Origin of the sequence: Aliiroseovarius sp. S253, from assembly GCF_049800855.1 — a bacterium.
GTDB lineage: Bacteria > Pseudomonadota > Alphaproteobacteria > Rhodobacterales > Rhodobacteraceae > Aliiroseovarius.
Genome location: NZ_JBNAFW010000002.1, coordinates 395,340 through 413,169, shown reverse-complemented (window position 1 = coordinate 413,169; position 17,830 = coordinate 395,340). Strand labels below are relative to the sequence as shown.

General features: G+C 56.2%; 17 protein-coding genes. 7 read left to right on the top strand and 10 right to left on the bottom strand.

The window, feature by feature from the left end; translation table 11 throughout:
• Positions 1–179: 179 nt before the first annotated feature.
• On the bottom strand, positions 180–1,001 hold the full coding sequence (locus ACP15F_RS13505; RefSeq protein WP_424941344.1) for an ABC transporter permease: 822 nt from the start codon (positions 999–1,001) through the stop codon (positions 180–182).
• Between the two features lie 159 nt (positions 1,002–1,160).
• On the opposite strand from ACP15F_RS13505, the gene cysQ reads away from it, so the two are divergent.
• From cysQ to ACP15F_RS13470, 7 genes are all read left to right on the top strand, one after another.
• Positions 1,161–1,931, top strand: coding sequence for a 3'(2'),5'-bisphosphate nucleotidase CysQ (cysQ, locus tag ACP15F_RS13500; RefSeq protein ID WP_424941640.1), 771 nt, complete (start codon positions 1,161–1,163; stop codon positions 1,929–1,931).
• Between the two features lie 6 nt (positions 1,932–1,937).
• Positions 1,938–2,741: a 3-deoxy-manno-octulosonate cytidylyltransferase gene (locus ACP15F_RS13495; protein WP_424941343.1), complete on the top strand. Its 804-nt coding sequence runs from the start codon at positions 1,938–1,940 to the stop codon at positions 2,739–2,741.
• 203 nt (positions 2,742–2,944) lie between these two features.
• Entirely contained in the window at positions 2,945–3,838 is an 894-nt protein-coding gene (gene galU, locus ACP15F_RS13490; protein ID WP_424941342.1) for a UTP--glucose-1-phosphate uridylyltransferase GalU, read from the top strand.
• 6 nt (positions 3,839–3,844) lie between these two features.
• Positions 3,845–4,882, top strand: coding sequence for a glycosyltransferase family 2 protein (locus ACP15F_RS13485; protein ID WP_424941341.1), 1,038 nt, complete (start codon positions 3,845–3,847; stop codon positions 4,880–4,882).
• Positions 4,883–5,038: 156 nt separating this feature from the next.
• Positions 5,039–6,049, top strand: a complete 1,011-nt coding sequence (locus ACP15F_RS13480; RefSeq protein WP_424941340.1) for a glycosyltransferase family 2 protein — start codon at positions 5,039–5,041, stop codon at positions 6,047–6,049.
• Positions 6,046–7,746: a beta-1,6-N-acetylglucosaminyltransferase gene (locus tag ACP15F_RS13475; RefSeq protein ID WP_424941339.1), complete on the top strand. Its 1,701-nt coding sequence runs from the start codon at positions 6,046–6,048 to the stop codon at positions 7,744–7,746. Before ACP15F_RS13480 ends, ACP15F_RS13475 begins: the two co-directional genes overlap by 4 nt.
• Position 7,747: 1 nt before the next feature.
• Positions 7,748–9,163 carry a nodulation protein NodH gene (locus ACP15F_RS13470; RefSeq protein ID WP_424941338.1) on the top strand — a complete coding sequence of 472 codons (1,416 nt, stop codon included), beginning with the start codon at positions 7,748–7,750 and terminating at the stop codon, positions 9,161–9,163.
• A gap of 10 nt (positions 9,164–9,173) precedes the next feature.
• On the opposite strand, the gene ACP15F_RS13465 is transcribed toward ACP15F_RS13470, so the two are convergent.
• The 9 genes from ACP15F_RS13465 to ACP15F_RS13425 form a co-directional block, all read right to left on the bottom strand.
• Positions 9,174–9,638 carry a PTS sugar transporter subunit IIA gene (locus ACP15F_RS13465; RefSeq protein ID WP_424941337.1) on the bottom strand — a complete coding sequence of 155 codons (465 nt, stop codon included), beginning with the start codon at positions 9,636–9,638 and terminating at the stop codon, positions 9,174–9,176.
• 35 nt (positions 9,639–9,673) lie between these two features.
• The gene (hpf, locus tag ACP15F_RS13460) at positions 9,674–10,252 is read right to left on the bottom strand and encodes a ribosome hibernation-promoting factor, HPF/YfiA family (RefSeq protein WP_424941336.1); all 579 of its coding nucleotides are present in this window, start codon (positions 10,250–10,252) and stop codon (positions 9,674–9,676) included.
• Between the two features lie 244 nt (positions 10,253–10,496).
• On the bottom strand, positions 10,497–11,255 hold the full coding sequence (gene lptB, locus ACP15F_RS13455) for an LPS export ABC transporter ATP-binding protein (protein ID WP_424941335.1): 759 nt from the start codon (positions 11,253–11,255) through the stop codon (positions 10,497–10,499).
• Positions 11,255–11,719, bottom strand: a complete 465-nt coding sequence (gene lptA, locus ACP15F_RS13450; RefSeq protein WP_424941639.1) for a lipopolysaccharide transport periplasmic protein LptA — start codon at positions 11,717–11,719, stop codon at positions 11,255–11,257. Before lptA ends, lptB begins: the two co-directional genes overlap by 1 nt.
• A 29-nt stretch (positions 11,720–11,748) precedes the next feature.
• Positions 11,749–12,372: an LPS export ABC transporter periplasmic protein LptC gene (lptC, locus tag ACP15F_RS13445; RefSeq protein ID WP_424941334.1), complete on the bottom strand. Its 624-nt coding sequence runs from the start codon at positions 12,370–12,372 to the stop codon at positions 11,749–11,751.
• Positions 12,373–12,436: 64 nt separating this feature from the next.
• The gene (locus tag ACP15F_RS13440; RefSeq protein WP_424941333.1) at positions 12,437–13,048 is read right to left on the bottom strand and encodes a ribonuclease D; all 612 of its coding nucleotides are present in this window, start codon (positions 13,046–13,048) and stop codon (positions 12,437–12,439) included.
• 63 nt (positions 13,049–13,111) lie between these two features.
• The gene (locus ACP15F_RS13435) at positions 13,112–13,981 is read right to left on the bottom strand and encodes a dimethyl sulfoxide reductase anchor subunit family protein (RefSeq protein ID WP_424941332.1); all 870 of its coding nucleotides are present in this window, start codon (positions 13,979–13,981) and stop codon (positions 13,112–13,114) included.
• Positions 13,982–13,993: 12 nt separating this feature from the next.
• Positions 13,994–14,725, bottom strand: coding sequence for a 4Fe-4S dicluster domain-containing protein (locus ACP15F_RS13430; protein ID WP_424941331.1), 732 nt, complete (start codon positions 14,723–14,725; stop codon positions 13,994–13,996).
• Positions 14,725–17,550, bottom strand: a complete 2,826-nt coding sequence (locus ACP15F_RS13425) for a molybdopterin oxidoreductase family protein (protein ID WP_424941330.1) — start codon at positions 17,548–17,550, stop codon at positions 14,725–14,727. The genes ACP15F_RS13430 and ACP15F_RS13425 overlap by 1 nt, the downstream gene beginning before the upstream one ends.
• Positions 17,551–17,830 lie beyond the last annotated feature (280 nt).

Sequence of the window (17,830 nt, the reverse complement as noted above, 5' to 3'; positions counted from 1 at the left end):
CCCAGATCCCAGAATTTTACCGGTTCAGGAGCGATCCTTCTCCGGCGTCTCGGCGTATATAAGTAGGCTAAAACCGCCCTGCAAGCGGTCCTGTGCCCCTATTGGCGCAAAAAAGACGAGTCAATTTGAGGATTTGCGCGATTTTGGCACTTTCCCAGCCGGAAAGCCCTAAATCGAGGTTATTGGCGGGCAGCCCAGCTGGCCGATACATGTTTGCGCGAATAGTTCTCAGCCATCAAACCTAGCAACGTAAACACGACCGAGAAAATCAAAGGATACATCCAGTTCGTGTAGTGCGGGTTATAGTTTATGAAGACGAAGCCACGTGTCTGGTCGACAATATGGAACAGTGGGTTCCAGCTGATCATTGCAACCAGATAGAAGGGTGCCGAGTTGGCGACAAACATTTTTCCAGAGGCGAACATGTTCGCTCGCGTATAAACCGTCTGCGCGATCCCGGTGAACTGCGGGAACCATGGTTTTAAGGCCAGAAAGATCAGACCAATCGACAGACCATTGAACCAAGCCAGGGCAACCATCAGAAATGCTTGAACTGGCTGATGAACCTCGATCGGTGTGAACGCGATATGATAGATGGTCAGCACGACGATGATGCTGAGGATCTGAATATACAATGATCCCAGCGCAGCGGACACCATGGCAACAAATGTGTTCATGGGTGCGTGCTGCATCATCGGGTCCGAGGGGCCTGAGGATCCTGCAACCGCGCCCATGGCTTTGACATTCGTGATGAAGATGAAAACCCCGGACATGATATACAGCAGGAAATCACCACGCAGCGCGGCGCCACGAAGTCCGATCAACGTCAGCATGACATAAAAAACCGCGACCATTATGATCACCTGAAGCATATTCAGCGCCAATGCCGCGAAGGCATTTGTATGCGTGCTGCGAATGCTGTGCGCGGTCATGTGGAAGATGACCTCGAACATCGAAAGCGCTGCGGATAGGCGCGATTGTTTCTTCTTTGGCTCGAACATGGCGCTACCTTGAACGGTGATGCAGTGCTTTTTTAGCAGGGAATTCTTGATGATCCTTTACTGGTTGATCATAAGGGGCGGGCAAAATGTTATCAACAGGGCCGGATCTGGCCTTATTTAAGGAGTTTCGCCTTGGATTTTGAGCGTCTGGAAACTGTTATGCGTGTGCTGGCCCTGGAAGCGGGTGACGTGATCATGGAGATCTACAACTCGGACGATTTCGACGTGCGTGCCAAGTCGGACGACAGCCCTGTGACGGCAGCAGATGAAGCGGCAGATGCTCTGATCTCGGCCGGATTGCGTTCGGCGTTCCCAGATGTGCTTTTGGTCACGGAAGAACAGGCCGACAGCCACAGCGAACAGGCAAGCGAGTTCCTGATCGTGGACCCTCTGGACGGCACGAAAGAGTTTATTCACCGTCGCGGCGATTTCACCGTGAACATCGCCTATGTCAAAGACGGCACCCCGGTCCGTGGCGTGGTATATGCTCCCGCCAAAGGTCGCATGTTCTTCACCCGCGCTGGTGGCGAAAGCGTGGAAGAGCAAGGGCCGTTCCAAAAAGATACGGTGGGCACTTTGTCGCCGATCAATGTCTCGAAACCCGACAATGACGCGCTGTTCATCGTTGCCTCGAAATCGCACCGCGACCAAGCGACCGAGGATTACATCAACAAATACAGTGTGAAAGACAGCAAATCGGCAGGTAGTTCGCTGAAGTTCTGCCTTGTCGCCACCGGCGAGGCTGATCTGTATCCCCGCGTCGGTCGTACGATGGAATGGGACACTGCAGCAGGCCATGCCGTTCTGAAGGGCGCGGGCGGAGATGTCGTACGCTTTGATGACCACACGCCGCTGACCTATGGCAAGCCGATCTATGAAAACCCGTTCTTCATTGCTTATGCGCCGGGTGTTGAGCTGAAGAAAGCCTGATCCCAGATGGCGACGCTGATTGTCATCCCGGCGCGTTACGCTTCAACTCGGTATCCGGGTAAGGCGCTTGCGTCCTTGCGGGGGGCGACGGGCCAAAAAAAGACCCTAATACACCGCAGCTGGGAGGCCGCGCAGGCGGTGCGCGGCGTGGATCGGGTCGTGGTGGCCACCGATGATGACCGCATCCGGGCCGAGGCGGAAAGCTTTGGGGCCGAGGTCGTTATGACCTCGGACACTTGCGAGAACGGGACCGAGCGTTGCGCCGAAGCATTGACCGCGCTGGGCGGAGAATTCGACATCATCGTCAATTTGCAGGGCGACGCCCCCCTGACCCCTCCGTGGTTCGTCGAAGAACTGGTCGCCGCGCTTGAAGCCCACCCCACAGCCGAGGTCGCGACCCCGGTTCTGCGGTGTGATGGGCGGGCTCTGGATGGCTTTCTAGAGGACCGTAAAGCGGGACGGGTTGGCGCGACCACAGCCGTATTTGGGGCCGAGGGCAAGGCGCTCTATTTTTCGAAAGAAGTGATCCCCTATACGCAGGGAAATGGCTGGTCGGATCACGATCAAACCCCAGTGTATCACCACGTTGGGGTCTATGCCTATCGCCCCTCGACCCTTGCGGCCTATCCACTTTGGCCTGCAGGGCCATTGGAACAGCTTGAAGGGTTGGAACAGCTTCGCTTTCTTGAGCGCGAAAAGCCCATCCAATGTGTCGAGGTTGATGCCAGATCCCGCCAGTTTTGGGAGCTGAACAACCCAGAAGACGTCCCTCGGATCGAAGCTATCTTGCGGGAACTTGGGATTGAGTAGCCTCGCACCCGCCTTGGCCTTCTGGAAAAGAGTCGAGAAAAATCAGACCTTGCCCTAGAATGGCAAAAAAAGACCATGATGTTTTCAGAATTATCAATTAGAGAATGAATAAAATAAGCACAGTCCTGATATGATGCCCTTGGCCTTTCACCAGACGATGGCGGGGTAAAGGTACTGCTGCAAAGTACACAAAGGTGAATTTAATGAAGCGTAAGGTTACCAAAGCGATCTTCCCCGTAGCAGGACTTGGAACGCGGTTCCTGCCTGCCACGAAATCAATTCCGAAAGAGATCATGACGCTGGTTGACCGGCCCCTGATCCAATACGCGATTGACGAAGCCCGCGCCGCTGGCATCAAAGAATTCATCTTCGTGACCTCGCGCGGAAAAGGCGCGTTGGAAGACTATTTCGACAACTCGCCCGTGTTGGAACAGGAACTGCGCAAGAAGGGCAAAGATGAGCTTCTTGAGGTTCTGAAAGACACCAACATGGAATCTGGCGCCATCGCCTATATGCGCCAGCATAAGGCATTGGGTCTGGGTCACGCGGTTTGGTGTGCACGCCGCCTGATCGCGAACGAGCCCTTCGCCGTAATCCTGCCCGATGATGTTATTGCCGCTGAAAAGCCCTGCTTGCAGCAGATGGTTGATGCGTACGAGAACACTGGCGGATGCATGGTCGCGGCCATGGAAGTCCCGCCCGAAAAGGCAAGCGCCTATGGTGTTCTGGATGTGAAAGAGGATATGGGCGAACTGGTATCGACCCGCGGCATGGTTGAAAAACCCTCGATCGACGAAGCACCGTCCAATCTGGCTGTGATTGGCCGCTATATCCTGACCCCGGATGTACTGCGCAGCCTGAACGAAAAGAAATCCGGTGCGGGTGGAGAAATTCAGCTGACTGACGCCATCGCAGAAGAGCTGGCACAGGGGCGCGACGTCTTTGGCTATCGCTTCCGCGGACAGCGTTTCGACTGCGGCTCGAAGGCCGGATTCCTTCAGGCCACGGTGGCTTTCGGCATGGCACGTGAAGAGCTGCGGGACGAGTTCACCAGCTATCTGCACGACCTGATGGCCCAGAACAAAGCTGCCGAGTAATCCTGTATGACGGGTGGCGTTTCCGGCCTGATGGTCTCGTATCGGATGCGCCAGAAACGTCGACGCCTTTTATGGCGGTCGATTAGATCTCGGCGGCAATTGACCCAGACTGCGAACCGCACGGACCTGATCCAGAAAGATCAGGTTCTGGCCTTTGTCGTGCTGCGTAACGAAATGCAGCGCCTACCCCATTTCCTGTCGCACTACCGCCGCTTAGGTGTCGGTCATTTTCTTATCGTGGCTAATGATTGCACGGATGGAAGTGCCGTGTATCTTGCTGACCAGCCCGATGTGTCTGTGTGGCGCACCGATGCCAGCTATAAGTCCGCTCGGTTCGGTGTGGATTGGCTGACTTGGCTACAGTTTCGATATGGACATGATCATTGGTGCCTGACCGTCGATGTGGACGAGCTGCTGATCTATCCGCATCACGACCAGCGCACCCTTTCGGCGTTGACGCAAAGGTTAGATGCGACAGGCGCGCAGGCGCTGGGCGCGTTGATGTTGGATCTCTATCCCAAAGGTCCGCTGGGTGCTGGATCAGTTGGCGCTGATGCCAATCCGGTCGAGGCTCTTCCGTGGTTTGATGATGGCCCCTTTCGTGCGGTCCGGCAGCACCCGATGCAAAACTTGTGGCTGCAGGGCGGCGCACGTGAACGTGTGTTCTTTCAGCAAAACCCCACGCGTGGGCCCACATTGAACAAAATCCCTTTGATTAAATGGTCGCGTCGCTATGCCTATGCCAACTCGACCCATTCGATCCTGCCACCTCGCCTGAACTTGGAATGGGATGGCCCGCCTGCGGTCACCGGACAAGAACAGCTATCTGGCGTTCTGTTGCACACCAAATTCCTGCCCAGCGTGATCGAACGGTCGAAGGAAGAGAAAGGCCGGCGCGAGCATTTCGGTCAGCCTGACCAGTTTGACGCCTATTATGACGCGATCGGGGATGCGCCGGATCTTTGGCACCCGCACGCCCATCGCTTCCAAGGCTGGCAGCAGTTGGTGCGTCTTGGCCTGATGTCGGCCGGAGATTGGACCTGACATTGTCGCTTCCTTTTCAGGAAGGATTTACGCGGCGTATGGCAGAAGTTTAAGATACTGGATATAAAAGCAATAACGAGACGCGCGCAGCTCGGGTTTAGAGCGGGACAAGAATACGCGCGCGCAGACAACAGGTGCAAATAGACAGGACGTGATTTGGGCGCTTGGACTTCATATCGCCTAAGGCTTAAGCGCAAGCGCCACCAAATCCGCGCGTTTCGAAAACGGCGCGAGCTGACATGCGTGCAAGATCGCACCTCACAAATTGCTTCCTCTGACATCCTTGTCTTTTCGACCCTTCGTAACGAGTTGGTTCGATTGCCCTATTTCTTGAAATACTATCGCGATCTGGGCGTGAACCATTTTGTAATCGTCGACAACGGATCGGATGACGGGTCGCGCGAGTATCTGGCGCAACAGGATGATGTGTCACTTTGGACGACTGAAGCCAGCTATAAGCGCGCAAAGTTTGGCGTGGATTGGCTGAACTGGTTGCAACGCAAATATGGGCACGGCCATTGGTGTCTTGTTGTCGATACGGATGAGCTTTTGGTTTATCCGTTTTGCGACACACGCCCCCTGCGCGCATTGATCGATTGGCTGGACGCAAGCGAGATCCGAAGCTTTGGCGCTATGCTTCTGGATATGTATCCCGAAGGCTCAATTGGGGCTGAACCCTATGAGGCCGGCCAAAATCCGCTTGAAATCACACGCTGGTTCGACAGCGGAAACTACACCATTCGGAAAAACGCACGTTTTCGGAACCTGTGGATTCAAGGTGGTGTACGCGCACGGGTCTTTTTTGATGAAAAGCCCGAACGCGCTCCGGCGCTAAACAAGATCCCACTGATTAAGTGGGATCGATCGTATACCTATATCAGCTCGACCCACATGCTTTTGCCGCGGGGGTTAAATCTGGTTTATGATGAAGCGGGAGGCGAGAAGGCGTCGGGGTGTCTACTCCACACCAAGTTTCTGGACACCTTCCAGGAAAAATCTAAGGAAGAGCTGCAACGACGCCAGCACTATGCCAATAGCGACGAATATCGCGCCTATAGCAGCTTGATCGCCGAGGACCCTATCCTGTGGTGCAAGTGGAGCGAAGAATACATTAACTGGCGACAGCTTGAAGTACTGGGCCTGATGTCCAAGGGGAACTGGGCATGAGCTTGGGCGTCGTCATGATCGTGCATGATGCACTGCACCGCGCGACCCAGTTGGCCCGGCATTGGGCGGATCATGGTTGTCCCGTGGTGCTGCACGTTGATCAGCGCGTGGACAACGATACCTATGACCGATTTGTCGAAAGCTTGGCAGATCGTGACAATGTCCTGTTTTGCGATCGCCATCGCTGCGAATGGGGGACGTGGTCGCTCGTTGCAGCCAGTCAGACCGCATCGGAACTGATGTTAGAGCGGTTTCCCGATGTACAGCACGTGCTTCTGGCCTCGGGTAGTTGCCTGCCCTTGCGTCCGATCGCCGAGTTGACGGCTTATCTTGCCGCCCGGCGCAGAACCGATTTCATCGAAAGCGTCACAACCGAGGACGTGCCTTGGGCCGTTGGTGGGTTGAATACGGAAAGGTTCACCTTGCGGTTTCCGTTCTCATGGAAGCGCCGGCGTCGCTTGTTTGACGGCTATGTACGGCTTCAAAGGCGATACGGTTATCGGCGTCGGATCCCGTTGGGTATCTCTCCGCATCTGGGCAGTCAGTGGTGGTGTCTGACACGTGATACCCTTTCGGCGATCCTGAACGATCCACGACGCGCGGTGAACGACGCGTATTTCCGCCGGGTCTGGATCCCGGATGAAAGCTATTATCAGACCCTATCCCGCCAGCATTCGAAGAAAATCGAAAGCCGTTCGCTAACGCTGTCGAAGTTCGACTATCAGGGCAAGCCGCATGTGTTTTACGACGATCACTTACAGCTTCTGCGGCGATCTGATTGCTTTGTAGCACGTAAAATTTGGCCGCATGCTGATCGGCTCTATGATACCTTCTTGTCTGATGCCCCTAGCCTAAGCGCAGAGGCCGAGCCCAATCCGGGTAAGATCGACCGAATTTTTTCCAAAGCATTGGACAGACGAACCAATGGGCGGACCGGTCTGATCATGCAAAGCCGCTTTCCACATCAAAGATGGGGCAACAGTCTGACCGCTGAACCGTATGTTGTTCTGGAAGGCTTTACCGAACTGTTCCACGGGTTCGAGCCGTGGCTGTCCAGCTATGGCAAAGCACGCGTGCACGGGCATCTTTTCGCCCCGGATGGAGTGCATTTTGAGGGTGGCGAGACCGAATATTTCGGGGCGCTTTGCTCCTCGGTGAAAGTGCGCGACTACAATGCTAGCGGCTTCTTGACCAATCTGATCTGGAACACGCGTGGGGAACGCCAGTGTTTCCAGTTCGGTCCAGCCGACAACCAAGACATTGGGTGGGACATCACGCGCGATGCCAACGCCCGCATCCATGTCATCACGGGTGCGTGGGCTGTGCCTCTGTTTTTCTCGGAAGGCAAGTTTTCGGACATTCGCCGCGAAGCTGCACGTCTTCAGAAAATCGAAAGCGAACACCTGCGCGTCCTAAGATCTGGTCATGCCCGCGCACGGATCAATATCCAAACTCTGTCCGATTTTGTCCTGAACCCGATCGAGCCGCTTCAGGATGTCGTGGATCAGCTATCTACCCGAGATCGACCCAAATTGACCGAAACACCCGAGATGGTCCATTTGGGCGGCTTTGGGCAATTTCTGCAAAACCTGAAGAACCAGGGGATGCACCCGCACCTTGTCGGAGATTTTCCCACCGACTACGCACCCGAACCTGTTCAGCCAGCGAATGCTGCGCCCTATTTGGTGACTAAGTAATATGACCAAAAAATTCGACTGCTTCGTGATCTTCGCCGAGATGCGCACCGGATCCAACTTTCTGGAAAGCAATCTGGACCAGTTCGACGGGATTCAATGCTATGGCGAGGCGTTCAATCCCTATTTCATGGTGAATCCCGAACTGAAAGAGCTGTTCGGCGTCACCGTGAAGCAGCGTGACAAGAACCCTCTGCACTTGCTGGAACAGATGAAGGAAAACACCGACGGCATTTCCGGTTTCAGGTTCTTTCACGACCATGACATGCGCATTTTTGAGGAAGTGATCGACGATCCGCGCTGCGCCAAGGTGGTGCTGACGCGCAATCAGGTTGAAAGCTATGTCAGCCGCCGGATCGCTTGGGCCACCCAGCAATGGGCGCTGACAAATGGCAAGGATGCCAAGAAGTTTCGCGTTCGCTTTGATTCCAGTGAATTCGAGAACTTCTTTTATGAATACAAAGCTTTCCAGCTGAAGATCAAAAACCGACTACAGAAAACCGGTCAAACGGCGTTCTACATCGATTACGAAGACACTCAGGATATCGATTGTATCAATGGTCTGGGGAAGTTTCTGGGCGCTGAACACGAGATCAAAAAGTTTTCTGGGAAGTTCAAGAAGCAGAACCCAGAGTCACTTGCAGATAAAGTCCGCAACATGGACGAGCTGGTCGAGACAGTTCGAAATATTGATCTGTTCGACCTTGGCAAAGTGCCAAACTTCGAACCAAGCCGTCCGCCGGCAGTGCCGACCTATGTTACCGCAGAGAATGCTCCGCTTATGTTCTTGCCGATCAAAGGTGGGCCGGTCGAACAAGTGCGGAACTGGATGCACAGCTTCGGAGACCTGTCTTCTGAGTTCACTCAGAAATCGCTACGCCAATGGAAAAATAGGAATAAAGGGCACCGGACCTTCACGGTGGTGCGTCACCCCGTTGCGCGGCTTCATGCGGCTTTTTGCACGCATTTTCTGCAAGATGGTCCCGAAACGTACTGGGAGATCAAGACTGCATTGCGCGAGAACTACGACATACCCCTGCCCGAACATCTGCCCGGGGCTGATTGGGACAAAGCTGCACATCGCACAGCCTTTATTGCCTTCGCGGATTTCGTAAGACGAAATCTGGCAGGTCAAACCGGCATTCGTGTTGATGCAACCTGGGCGACCCAATCGTCTGTTATCAAAGGGTTCTCAGAGTTTCAGTTGCCCGACCGTATCGTTCGGGAAGAAGAGCTTGAAGGCGGGTTGGCCTCGCTTGCAGAGGATGTGGGCCTCGCCGCACCCAACATGCCAGCGCCTCAAATCGACACGCCGTTCGAACTTGCTCAGATCTATGATGATGACGTCGAAGCCGCGGTGAAGGCGGCTCATCAGCGGGATTATATGATGTTCGGCTTCAAGCCTTGGGACAAACGCTGACGGCTTGCGATCAAGCTGCCTTGTTTGACAGGCTATCGGTCAAAAGCGCGTGCAGGGCGGTGGTATCCGTATTCGCGCGGAGTTTCGCACAAATCGACGCATCCCGCATCGATCGAGACACCAATGCCAGCGCTTTCAGATGGTCCACACCAGATCCTTCGGGCGCGAACAGCGCAAAAATCAGGTCCACCGGTTGGCGATCTACTGCGTCGAATTCAAATGGCTTCTCGACACGCACGAAACACCCCGTCACTTCCGAGACACCGGCAAGACGCGCATGAGGCAGCGCAACACCGCGCCCCACACCTGTCGGTCCAAGGTTTTCACGCTCGGACAGGGCTGCAAAGGCATCTTCCGAGTTGATGCCGTAGCAGTCAAAGGCGATGTCGCCCAAGTCCTGAAATAGGCGCTTCTTGGACGACACCATCGAAATAACCTTTACGGCGGACGGCGCCAAAATGTTCGCAAGTTCCATTTTTGACCAATTTCCCGCCCGCCAAGGCGGGGGGCCTACGCTTCGTTGTTTACCGGATCAATCCAGCCGACATTTCCGTCTTCACGACGGTAGACGACATTCATGCCCTGAGTTTTCTCATTCTTGAAAACCAGTACGGGGGCGTGGGCCAACTCCATCTGCATGACGGCTTCGCCAACGGAAAGCGACGGGATGCGCGTTTCCATTTCGGCGATGATCATGGGTTGGAGCGTAGCGTCCGCTGCCTCTTCCTGGCCTTCTTCTTTGGCGAGGATATACGAGGATCCTCCGAAAACTTCAACCGGATCGACGCGGTCACGGTGATGGTCTTTCAACCGACGCTTATAACGGCGCAGTTGCTTTTCCATTTTTTCGGCACATTGGTCGAATGCCGCATAGATTTCGGTCGCGTGACCCTTTGCCTGAGCCGTCAGCCCAGTGGACAGGTGAACAATGGTTTCACAGACATATTCATGTGCGCTTTTCGAGAAGATGACCTGCGCATCGGTGGGGCGTTCAGCATACTTTTGAACAATGCCACCAAGTTCTTCTTTCACGTGAACCTGAAGGGCTTCACCAATGTCGATCTGCTTGCCACTGATTTGATATTGCATCCTATCTCCTTTGGTCGTTGTAGGAATTAAAGCCCTACGCAACAGGTGCGTAAGACGAGAAAAACGTTTTAAAACATAGGGATGTTTTGTTTTTGCAGAGATTTGTCCGCCCGATAAGGTCCGGGGCGATCAAATGTGCGAGCCCAAGATGGGCGCGGCACGAACGAAGGGTTGCGTGTTCATGCATCACCTTCATTTGGCGACGAGTCGGTGGGGATTGTCAAGCGACCGGGAGTCAATTTCGTCAGTTGATCGAGAAATTCTGTCCCAGATAGACGCGGCGGACGTTTTCATCCTTCACCACTTCATCGGTGGTTCCGCTCATCAGAACATGACCGTCATGCAGGATATAAGCGCGATCCACGATTTCCAGCGTTTCGCGCACGTTGTGGTCGGTGATCAACACGCCGATGCCACGGTTTTTCAGGTCATGAACCAGCGTGCGAATCTCGCCGACCGCGATGGGATCGACGCCCGCGAAGGGTTCGTCCAGCAGCAAATACTTGGGATTCGATGCTAAGAGTCGAGCGATTTCACAGCGGCGGCGTTCACCGCCTGACAGGGCCATCGCGGGCGTGCGGCGCAGGTGGCTGATCGAGAACTCGTTCAGCAGCTCTTCTAGCCGCTCACGGCGCTTGTGTCGGTCTTTGGTCGAGATCTCGAGGATCGACAGAATGTTGTCCTCGACGCTCATTCCGCGGAAGATCGACATTTCCTGCGGAAGGTATCCGATACCTCGGCGTGCGCGGCGGTACATCGGCAAAAGCGTTACGTCATGTCCGTCGATGATGACCTGTCCGGCTTCGGGTGTGATCAGCCCAGCGATCGCGTAAAACGTCGTGGATTTGCCGCAACCGTTTGGTCCCAGCAAAGCAACGACCTCGCCCCGGTGCAGTTCCAAGTTTACCTCGCGGATCACCGGTTTCTTGCGATAACTTTTTCGCAATCCGATGATGCGCAGTCCGGCATCGCCTTGTTCAACTGTCAGATTGGGGGCGGTCATCAGTTCGCCCCGGTTTGGATGATCGACTTTACGCGTCCGTCCATCTGACCTGCGCCCGTATTCAGGTTCACGGTCAATTTGTCAGACGACAGCGCATTCTGGCCCTGTGTCAGGATCACGTTACCGGTCATCACGACCATGCCAGTGGAAATTGTATAGACCGCTTCGCGCGCCTCAGCAGCTTCCGCACCGTTCACAAGGGTTACGCCGCCGGTCGCATGAAGGCGCGAAATCTCGCCAGTTGTGTCGGCTCCGGTCACGTATTCAACGCGCACTTTACCCGCGCTGAGCCGCATGTCGCCTTGACCGATCACCACGTTGCCTTGGAATGTCGCAGCCCCACTGGCCTGATCCACGGTCAGTTGGTCGGCCGAGATCTCGATTGGCAAGCTGCTGTCATGCTTCAGTCCGCCAAACGCCACATTGGCCTGCGCGAAAGCCGCGACAGGCAGGCAAAGCGCCATTAGAAGCGCATAGAAAGTGCTGCGTTTGATCACCGGGGTTCCCCCTTGTCTTTCGGATCATATACCAGCTTCACCCCGTCCTTGAAAACAAGAACATATCCGCCGCCTTCACCTTCCGACTGGGAAATGACCGCATCGCCTGCCGACAGATCACCCATTGGGCCGGTCGCTTCGACGGGTCCGTTGCTGGCGATATAGGTAGAATCCATCGAGGTGGTCAGCGTTTCGGTCGAGATCCAGTAATCGGTCGAGGTGTGCAAAGACACGCCACCCGACAGATCGATCCGGTTTTCTTCCCCATCAATATCTGCCTGAGCAGCCTTGATGTTCACCTGCGCACCGTCCGGAGTTTCGATATCCGCCACAAGCTCTAAGGCTTTGAAATGGTTGGCGCGTTCGGCATCTGGTGCCGCGCTGGCGGCCTTGAATTGGATCGCTGCGCCGTCCTCGGTCACGCTCGAGAACTTTGGATTGGTGATCTTCTGCTCGCCCGTCAGCTCTTCCAGATTGATCCGAGCATAAGTCAGCGACGTGGTCGGATCGACGGATTTCGATACCAGAAACATCAACGACAACAGCACAAGCGCAGCGGCCGGCAGAATGATCTTCAGCCAGTTCACAAGACGGGTATATGTGATGCCGGTGCCGGACATGCAGGGCCTTCCGTTGGGGTTGTTTGTTATCTAGCGCGAATACGCCAGATTCCAAGTCAGCCGCTTAATGCGCAAAGATGTCCTGTTCGGGCCAACCGGCCAGATCTAGCTGAGCGCGCATCGGCAGGAAGTCGAAACAGGCCTGCGCCATTTCGGTCCGACCTTCGCGGGCCAGGCGCATGTCCAGCTCTTCCCTCAGGCGGTGCAGGTGCAATACGTCCGATGCAGCATAATCCAGCTGAGCCTCAGTCAGCTCTACCGCGCCCCAGTCGCTCATCTGTTGCTGTTTCGAGATATCCACTTTCAATAGCTGATCCAGCAGGTTCCGCAGCCCGTGGCGATCCGTATAGGTCCGCACCAGTTTCGAGGCGATCTTGGTGCAATAGACAGGCGCTGTGATCACGCCGAACGCGTTCAGCATGGCGGCAATGTCGAAGCGGCCAAAGTGGAAAATCTTCAGCACATTGGGGTCGGTCAGCATCCGCTCAAGGTTGGGCGCGCTGGTCTGGCCTTTCTCGACCTGCACCATATGGGCGTTGCCGTCCCCGCCCGACATCTGCACCACACACAGACGGTCGCGATGTGGGTTCAGACCCATGGTTTCACAGTCGATGGCTACGACCGGACCAAGGTCCAGCCCATCGGGAAGGTCGCGCTTGTAAAGATGGTTGGCCATATCGCCCTCATTAATGCTTTTCCCCGTGATAGGCCCACGGGGATGAAGGTTCAATGAAAAGGCTTACTTGCCGTAATAAAGGCCCACAACATGCTCGGCTTCGGCGAAGAACAGCCAACGACCCACGATTGCGCCCGCGATATGCAGGGCAAGCGCGATGAAGGCGGTGACGTGCCCGGCTGGGGTGAGCAATAGGATGGCAGCAGGCAGAACCGCGGCAAGACCCAGCGCGATCATGCGTAGCTTCTGCGCGTGTTTGCGACCGACGCGATAGACCATCTCGTCCAGTACATAGTTGCCGCCGGTGTGGCCGCTTTCGAACATACGGACTTCGCCCAAATGGCCCAGTCCGGTGGCATCGCCCAGCGTGCCACGATTGGCCGCGCGTGCGTCACCTTGCTGCCAGTGCAGCCACATGACCATGGCTAGTGCGGCCAACAGGAACCCGGCAATCGTAGCTTCGCCAGCCAGAAGGGCTCCGCCGCCGATGGCGTGCAGCAGGAATAGAACGGGTGTCAGAGGTTGATTCCAACGCGAGATCGTCTTGAGCTGGGTGTAAATCATCGACGTCGTGAAGACCGTGATGATCGCACAAACAGAGCCTACTGCACCGGAAAATGCCATCTCAGCGCCGACAAAGATCCGCGCCAGAGCGATCAGACCGAAGAGAACGAGGGTCACAACTGCAGCCACGCCCTCGCGGCTTAGCCATGAGGTTCGCCATTGGCTAAAGGCGTAGATCGCGTTCTTCTTGTTACCCAGATGGAAGGTCGAGGCTAGAAGCCCACCCGCCGCCAGCACATATGCAATCACAAAGAATGCGAGCAACGTCATGCCGCCGACCTCGGGAATGCCAAGGCCCATCCAGGCCAAAAGCCCAAAGCCAAGCCCGGAAAAAGTAGTAAAAATGATAACACTGGGTGCGGGATGCATCCGTTTCCTCCGTCAGAGCTTGTCGAGCGCTTTGTCCAGCCAGCCAAGGAACCCTTTGGGTTCATCCGCGACCGCGTTCAGGGGGGCTGTTTCCAGCTGATCCTTGGGGCGGGGTGGCAGGTATTTGTTTACGGGCTTAGTGCCCAGATCCGGCATCAAGTCAAACCCGCCGCGATCTGCAACCAGTTTCGACACGTCGCTGTCCGGATCGCCCAGATCTCCGAAATGGCGTGCGCCAGAAGGGCAGGTACGGACACAGGCCGGCACGCGGTCTTCCTCGGGCAGGTTTTCGTTATAGATCCGGTCCACACACAGGGTGCATTTCTTCATGACACCCGCGTCGCGATCCAACTCGCGCGCGCCATAGGGGCAGGACCAAGCACAAAGGCCACAGCCAATGCAGCGATCTTCGTTTACCAAGACGATCCCGTCTTCTTCGCGCTTATAGCTGGCGCCGGTCGGGCACACAGTCACACAAGGTGCGTCTTCACAGTGCAAGCAGGATCGCGGCATATGCACGGTTTGCGACGCACAGCCGGATTTCTCGGCCTCATAGCTGAACACGCGGTTCAGGAATGTGCCCGATGGATCCGCGCCATAGGCATCCTGATCGGACAGCGGCGCGCCATAGTTCTGCGTGTTCCAGCCCTTACAGGCGGTCACACAACCATGGCAGCCCACACAGGTATCAAGGTCGATGACCAGACCCAGCTTTTTGTTGGTTTTTTCAGGCAAAGCAGTCATCAGATCTTCCTCGCCACTGTCTTGGGGCCTTTGCCGACCGGGGACTTGATCGGCGGATGCGCAGGCTGGGATTCCGCTGGTTTAGTCTCACATTTTTCGATCTTCACCCGCAGATCAAACCACGCCGCCTGCCCCGTAATCGGATCCGAGTTCGTCCAGCGCAGACCGTCGCCCTTGGGCGGCTGAAGCTCGCTGATCAGGTGGTTCAGAAGGAAGCCATCCTTGGCCTCGGGCGCGTCTTCGTCCAGCGCCCAAGCGCCCTTGCGCTTGCCAATGGCGTTCCACGTCCAGATCGTGTTGCCGTTCAGCCCCGCGTGATGTGCGACGGGCACCGTGATCGAGCCATGCACGGACGACACGGTGGCAAAGTCGCCGTCTTTGAATCCATGTTCCTTCCAGATCTTGGTGGGCAGATACAGGAAGTTCTTACCCGTAATCTGACGCAGCCACGCGTTCTGCGTGCCCCACGAGTGATACATATGCATCGGCCGCTGGGTCAGGGCGTGGATCGGGTACTCGTCAATGTCGACGTTGCCCTCTTCAAACGGTTCGTACCAGATCGGCAGCGGATCCATCGTCTCGCCGATCCGCGCGCGCAGATTATCAGGGGGCTGGCGGTCTCCGAAACCTTCGGCTGCCAGCTGGAACTTGCGCATCGGCTCGACATACAGGCTGAAGACATAGGGCGATTCCACGTCGAAAATCCCGCGCTTCACCGCCCATTCCTGATAGTGCTTGTTCCACGGTTTATAGAAGCTGGCGTTCTCGGGGACGTGGTTAACCCAGAAGCCGCCGTTTTCGATATATTTATCGAGTTGGGCTGAATTAGGCTCTCCTCGGCCCTTTCCATTGCCGTCCGGTCCGCGCCATCCGGCCAGCGGTCCGACGCCTGGGCGACGCTCGTGGTTGACGATGTAATCGGCGTAATCTTCGTACTTGGCGGACCCATCTTCATTCACAAAACCGGGCAGACCCATCTTGACGCCGAGTTGGATCAGAACCGTCTGAAACCCGCGCACGTCGCGGTCGGGTTCGACCACCGGCCAGCGGATTGCATCGGCTGCTCCATCCGCTTCACAGATCGGGCGATCCAGCAGAGAGATACAGTCGTGACGCTCCAAATAGGTCGTATCCGGAAGGATCAAATCCGCATAGGCCACCATTTCCGAGCTATAGGCGTCGGAATAGATGATATGCGGGATGACGTAATTACCGTTATCGTCTTTGTCGGTGAGCATCCGCATCACCTCGGACGAGTTCATAGACGAGTTCCACGCCATGTTGGCCATGTACAGAAACAGAGTGTCGATCTTGTACGGATCACCGGCATGTGCGTTCGAGATCACCATATGCATCAGCCCATGGCTGGACATCGGGTTCTCCCACGTGAACGCCTTGTCGATTCGCGCTGGGCTGCCGTCGTCTTTCAGCGCCAGATGCTCGGGCCCGCGCACAAATCCCAGATGCGGCCCGTCCAGCGGCCCACCAACGGTCACCCCGACATGCGGGGTGGGGTGGGCGTCATAGGGTTTGGGGTAGGGCGGTTTGAAGCGGAAACCGCCCGGTACCTCGACCGATCCCAGCAGGATTTGCAGCACGTGCAGCGCGCGACAGGTCTGGAACCCGTTCGAATGCGCTGAAATCCCGCGCATCGCGTGGAAGCTGACCGGCCGGCCGATCATCTTGTCGTGTTTCTCGCCCTTCCAATCGGTCCAAGGCTGATCCAGAACGATTTCTTCCTCGAAGGCCACATGGGCAAGTTCTGCTGCGATAGAGCGTATTTTGTCTGCGGGAATGCCGGTGCGATCGGCCACGGCGTCGGGGGCGTATTCCTCTGACAGATAGCGTTCGGCCATCAGCTGGAACACCGGGCGATGGCTTTGGCCTGCGTGGCGATAGGTGGCGGCAAGGTCGGGCATCACGCCGGGCGTGTCGTAGTCCGCAAGCTTTCCGGTCTCGCGACAGATGACCTGAGGCTTGCCTGTTGCGCCACGTAAGAAAAGGCCGGTTTCCGCCGTATTAGGCTCTTCATTCACCACGAAGCCCGCATTGGTATAGCGCGACAGATAGTTCAGATCGACCTGACCTGCACGGAACAGCTCGTGCACCAGCGCAAGAATGAACAGCCCGTCCGTGCCGGGGGTGATCCCCACCCATTCATCCGCAATCGCGTTGTACCCCGACCGGATCGGGTTCACGCCAATCACACGCGCGCCGCGCTCTTTCAGCTTGCCCAGACCGATCTTGATCGGGTTCGAGTCGTGGTCTTCCGCGACACCGAACAACATGAACAGCTTGGTGCGGTCCCAGTCGGGCTGGCCGAACTCCCAGAACGCGCCGCCCATCGTATAGATACCCGCGGCCGCCATGTTGACGGAACAGAATCCACCATGCGCCGCGTAGTTCGGCGTGCCATAGCTTTGTGCGAACCACGAGGTGAAGCTTTGGCTTTGGTCGCGCCCGGTGAAGAACGCCAGTTTCGACGGGTCTTCGTTGCGCAGCGGTCCCATCCAGCCAACGGCCATCTCTAGCGCTTCGTCCCACGAGATCTCTTCGAACTCGCCAGATCCGCGCGGGCCAACCCGCTTCAGCGGCGCCCGCAGACGCGATGGCGCGTAATGCTGCATGATCCCGGACGATCCCTTGCCGCACAAAACGCCCTTGTTCACAGGGTGATCGCGGTTGCCTTCGATATAGGCGACCTTGCCGTCCTTCATGTGTACGTTGATCCCACATCGGCAGGCGCACATGTAGCAGGTCGTCTTGCGTACCTCGTCCGAGACGGTCGGAGAAGTGTCGATCTGGATGTTTTCCGGTTTACTCATCACGTGTTGCTTTTCCTTGGCCGTTTTTGCGGCTTGGTTGGCTGACGCGTCTTTGGCGCGATCCTGTTGGTCTTATTCCTAAAATGCCGATTTGGACCGGGGGTGCGGTAGGTCCAGAAGCTCTTGCGATTATATCCAGATTCTGGGTGCTGGCGACTCGGCGATGCCCTCTGAAGCACCGCAAAAACAGACCATAAAATTTGCCTATATTGGAACAACGACCCTCCATATGCGGATCAGTGGATGTCCTGTCCTTTTCGGGGGGTCAGTTTTGGCGAAT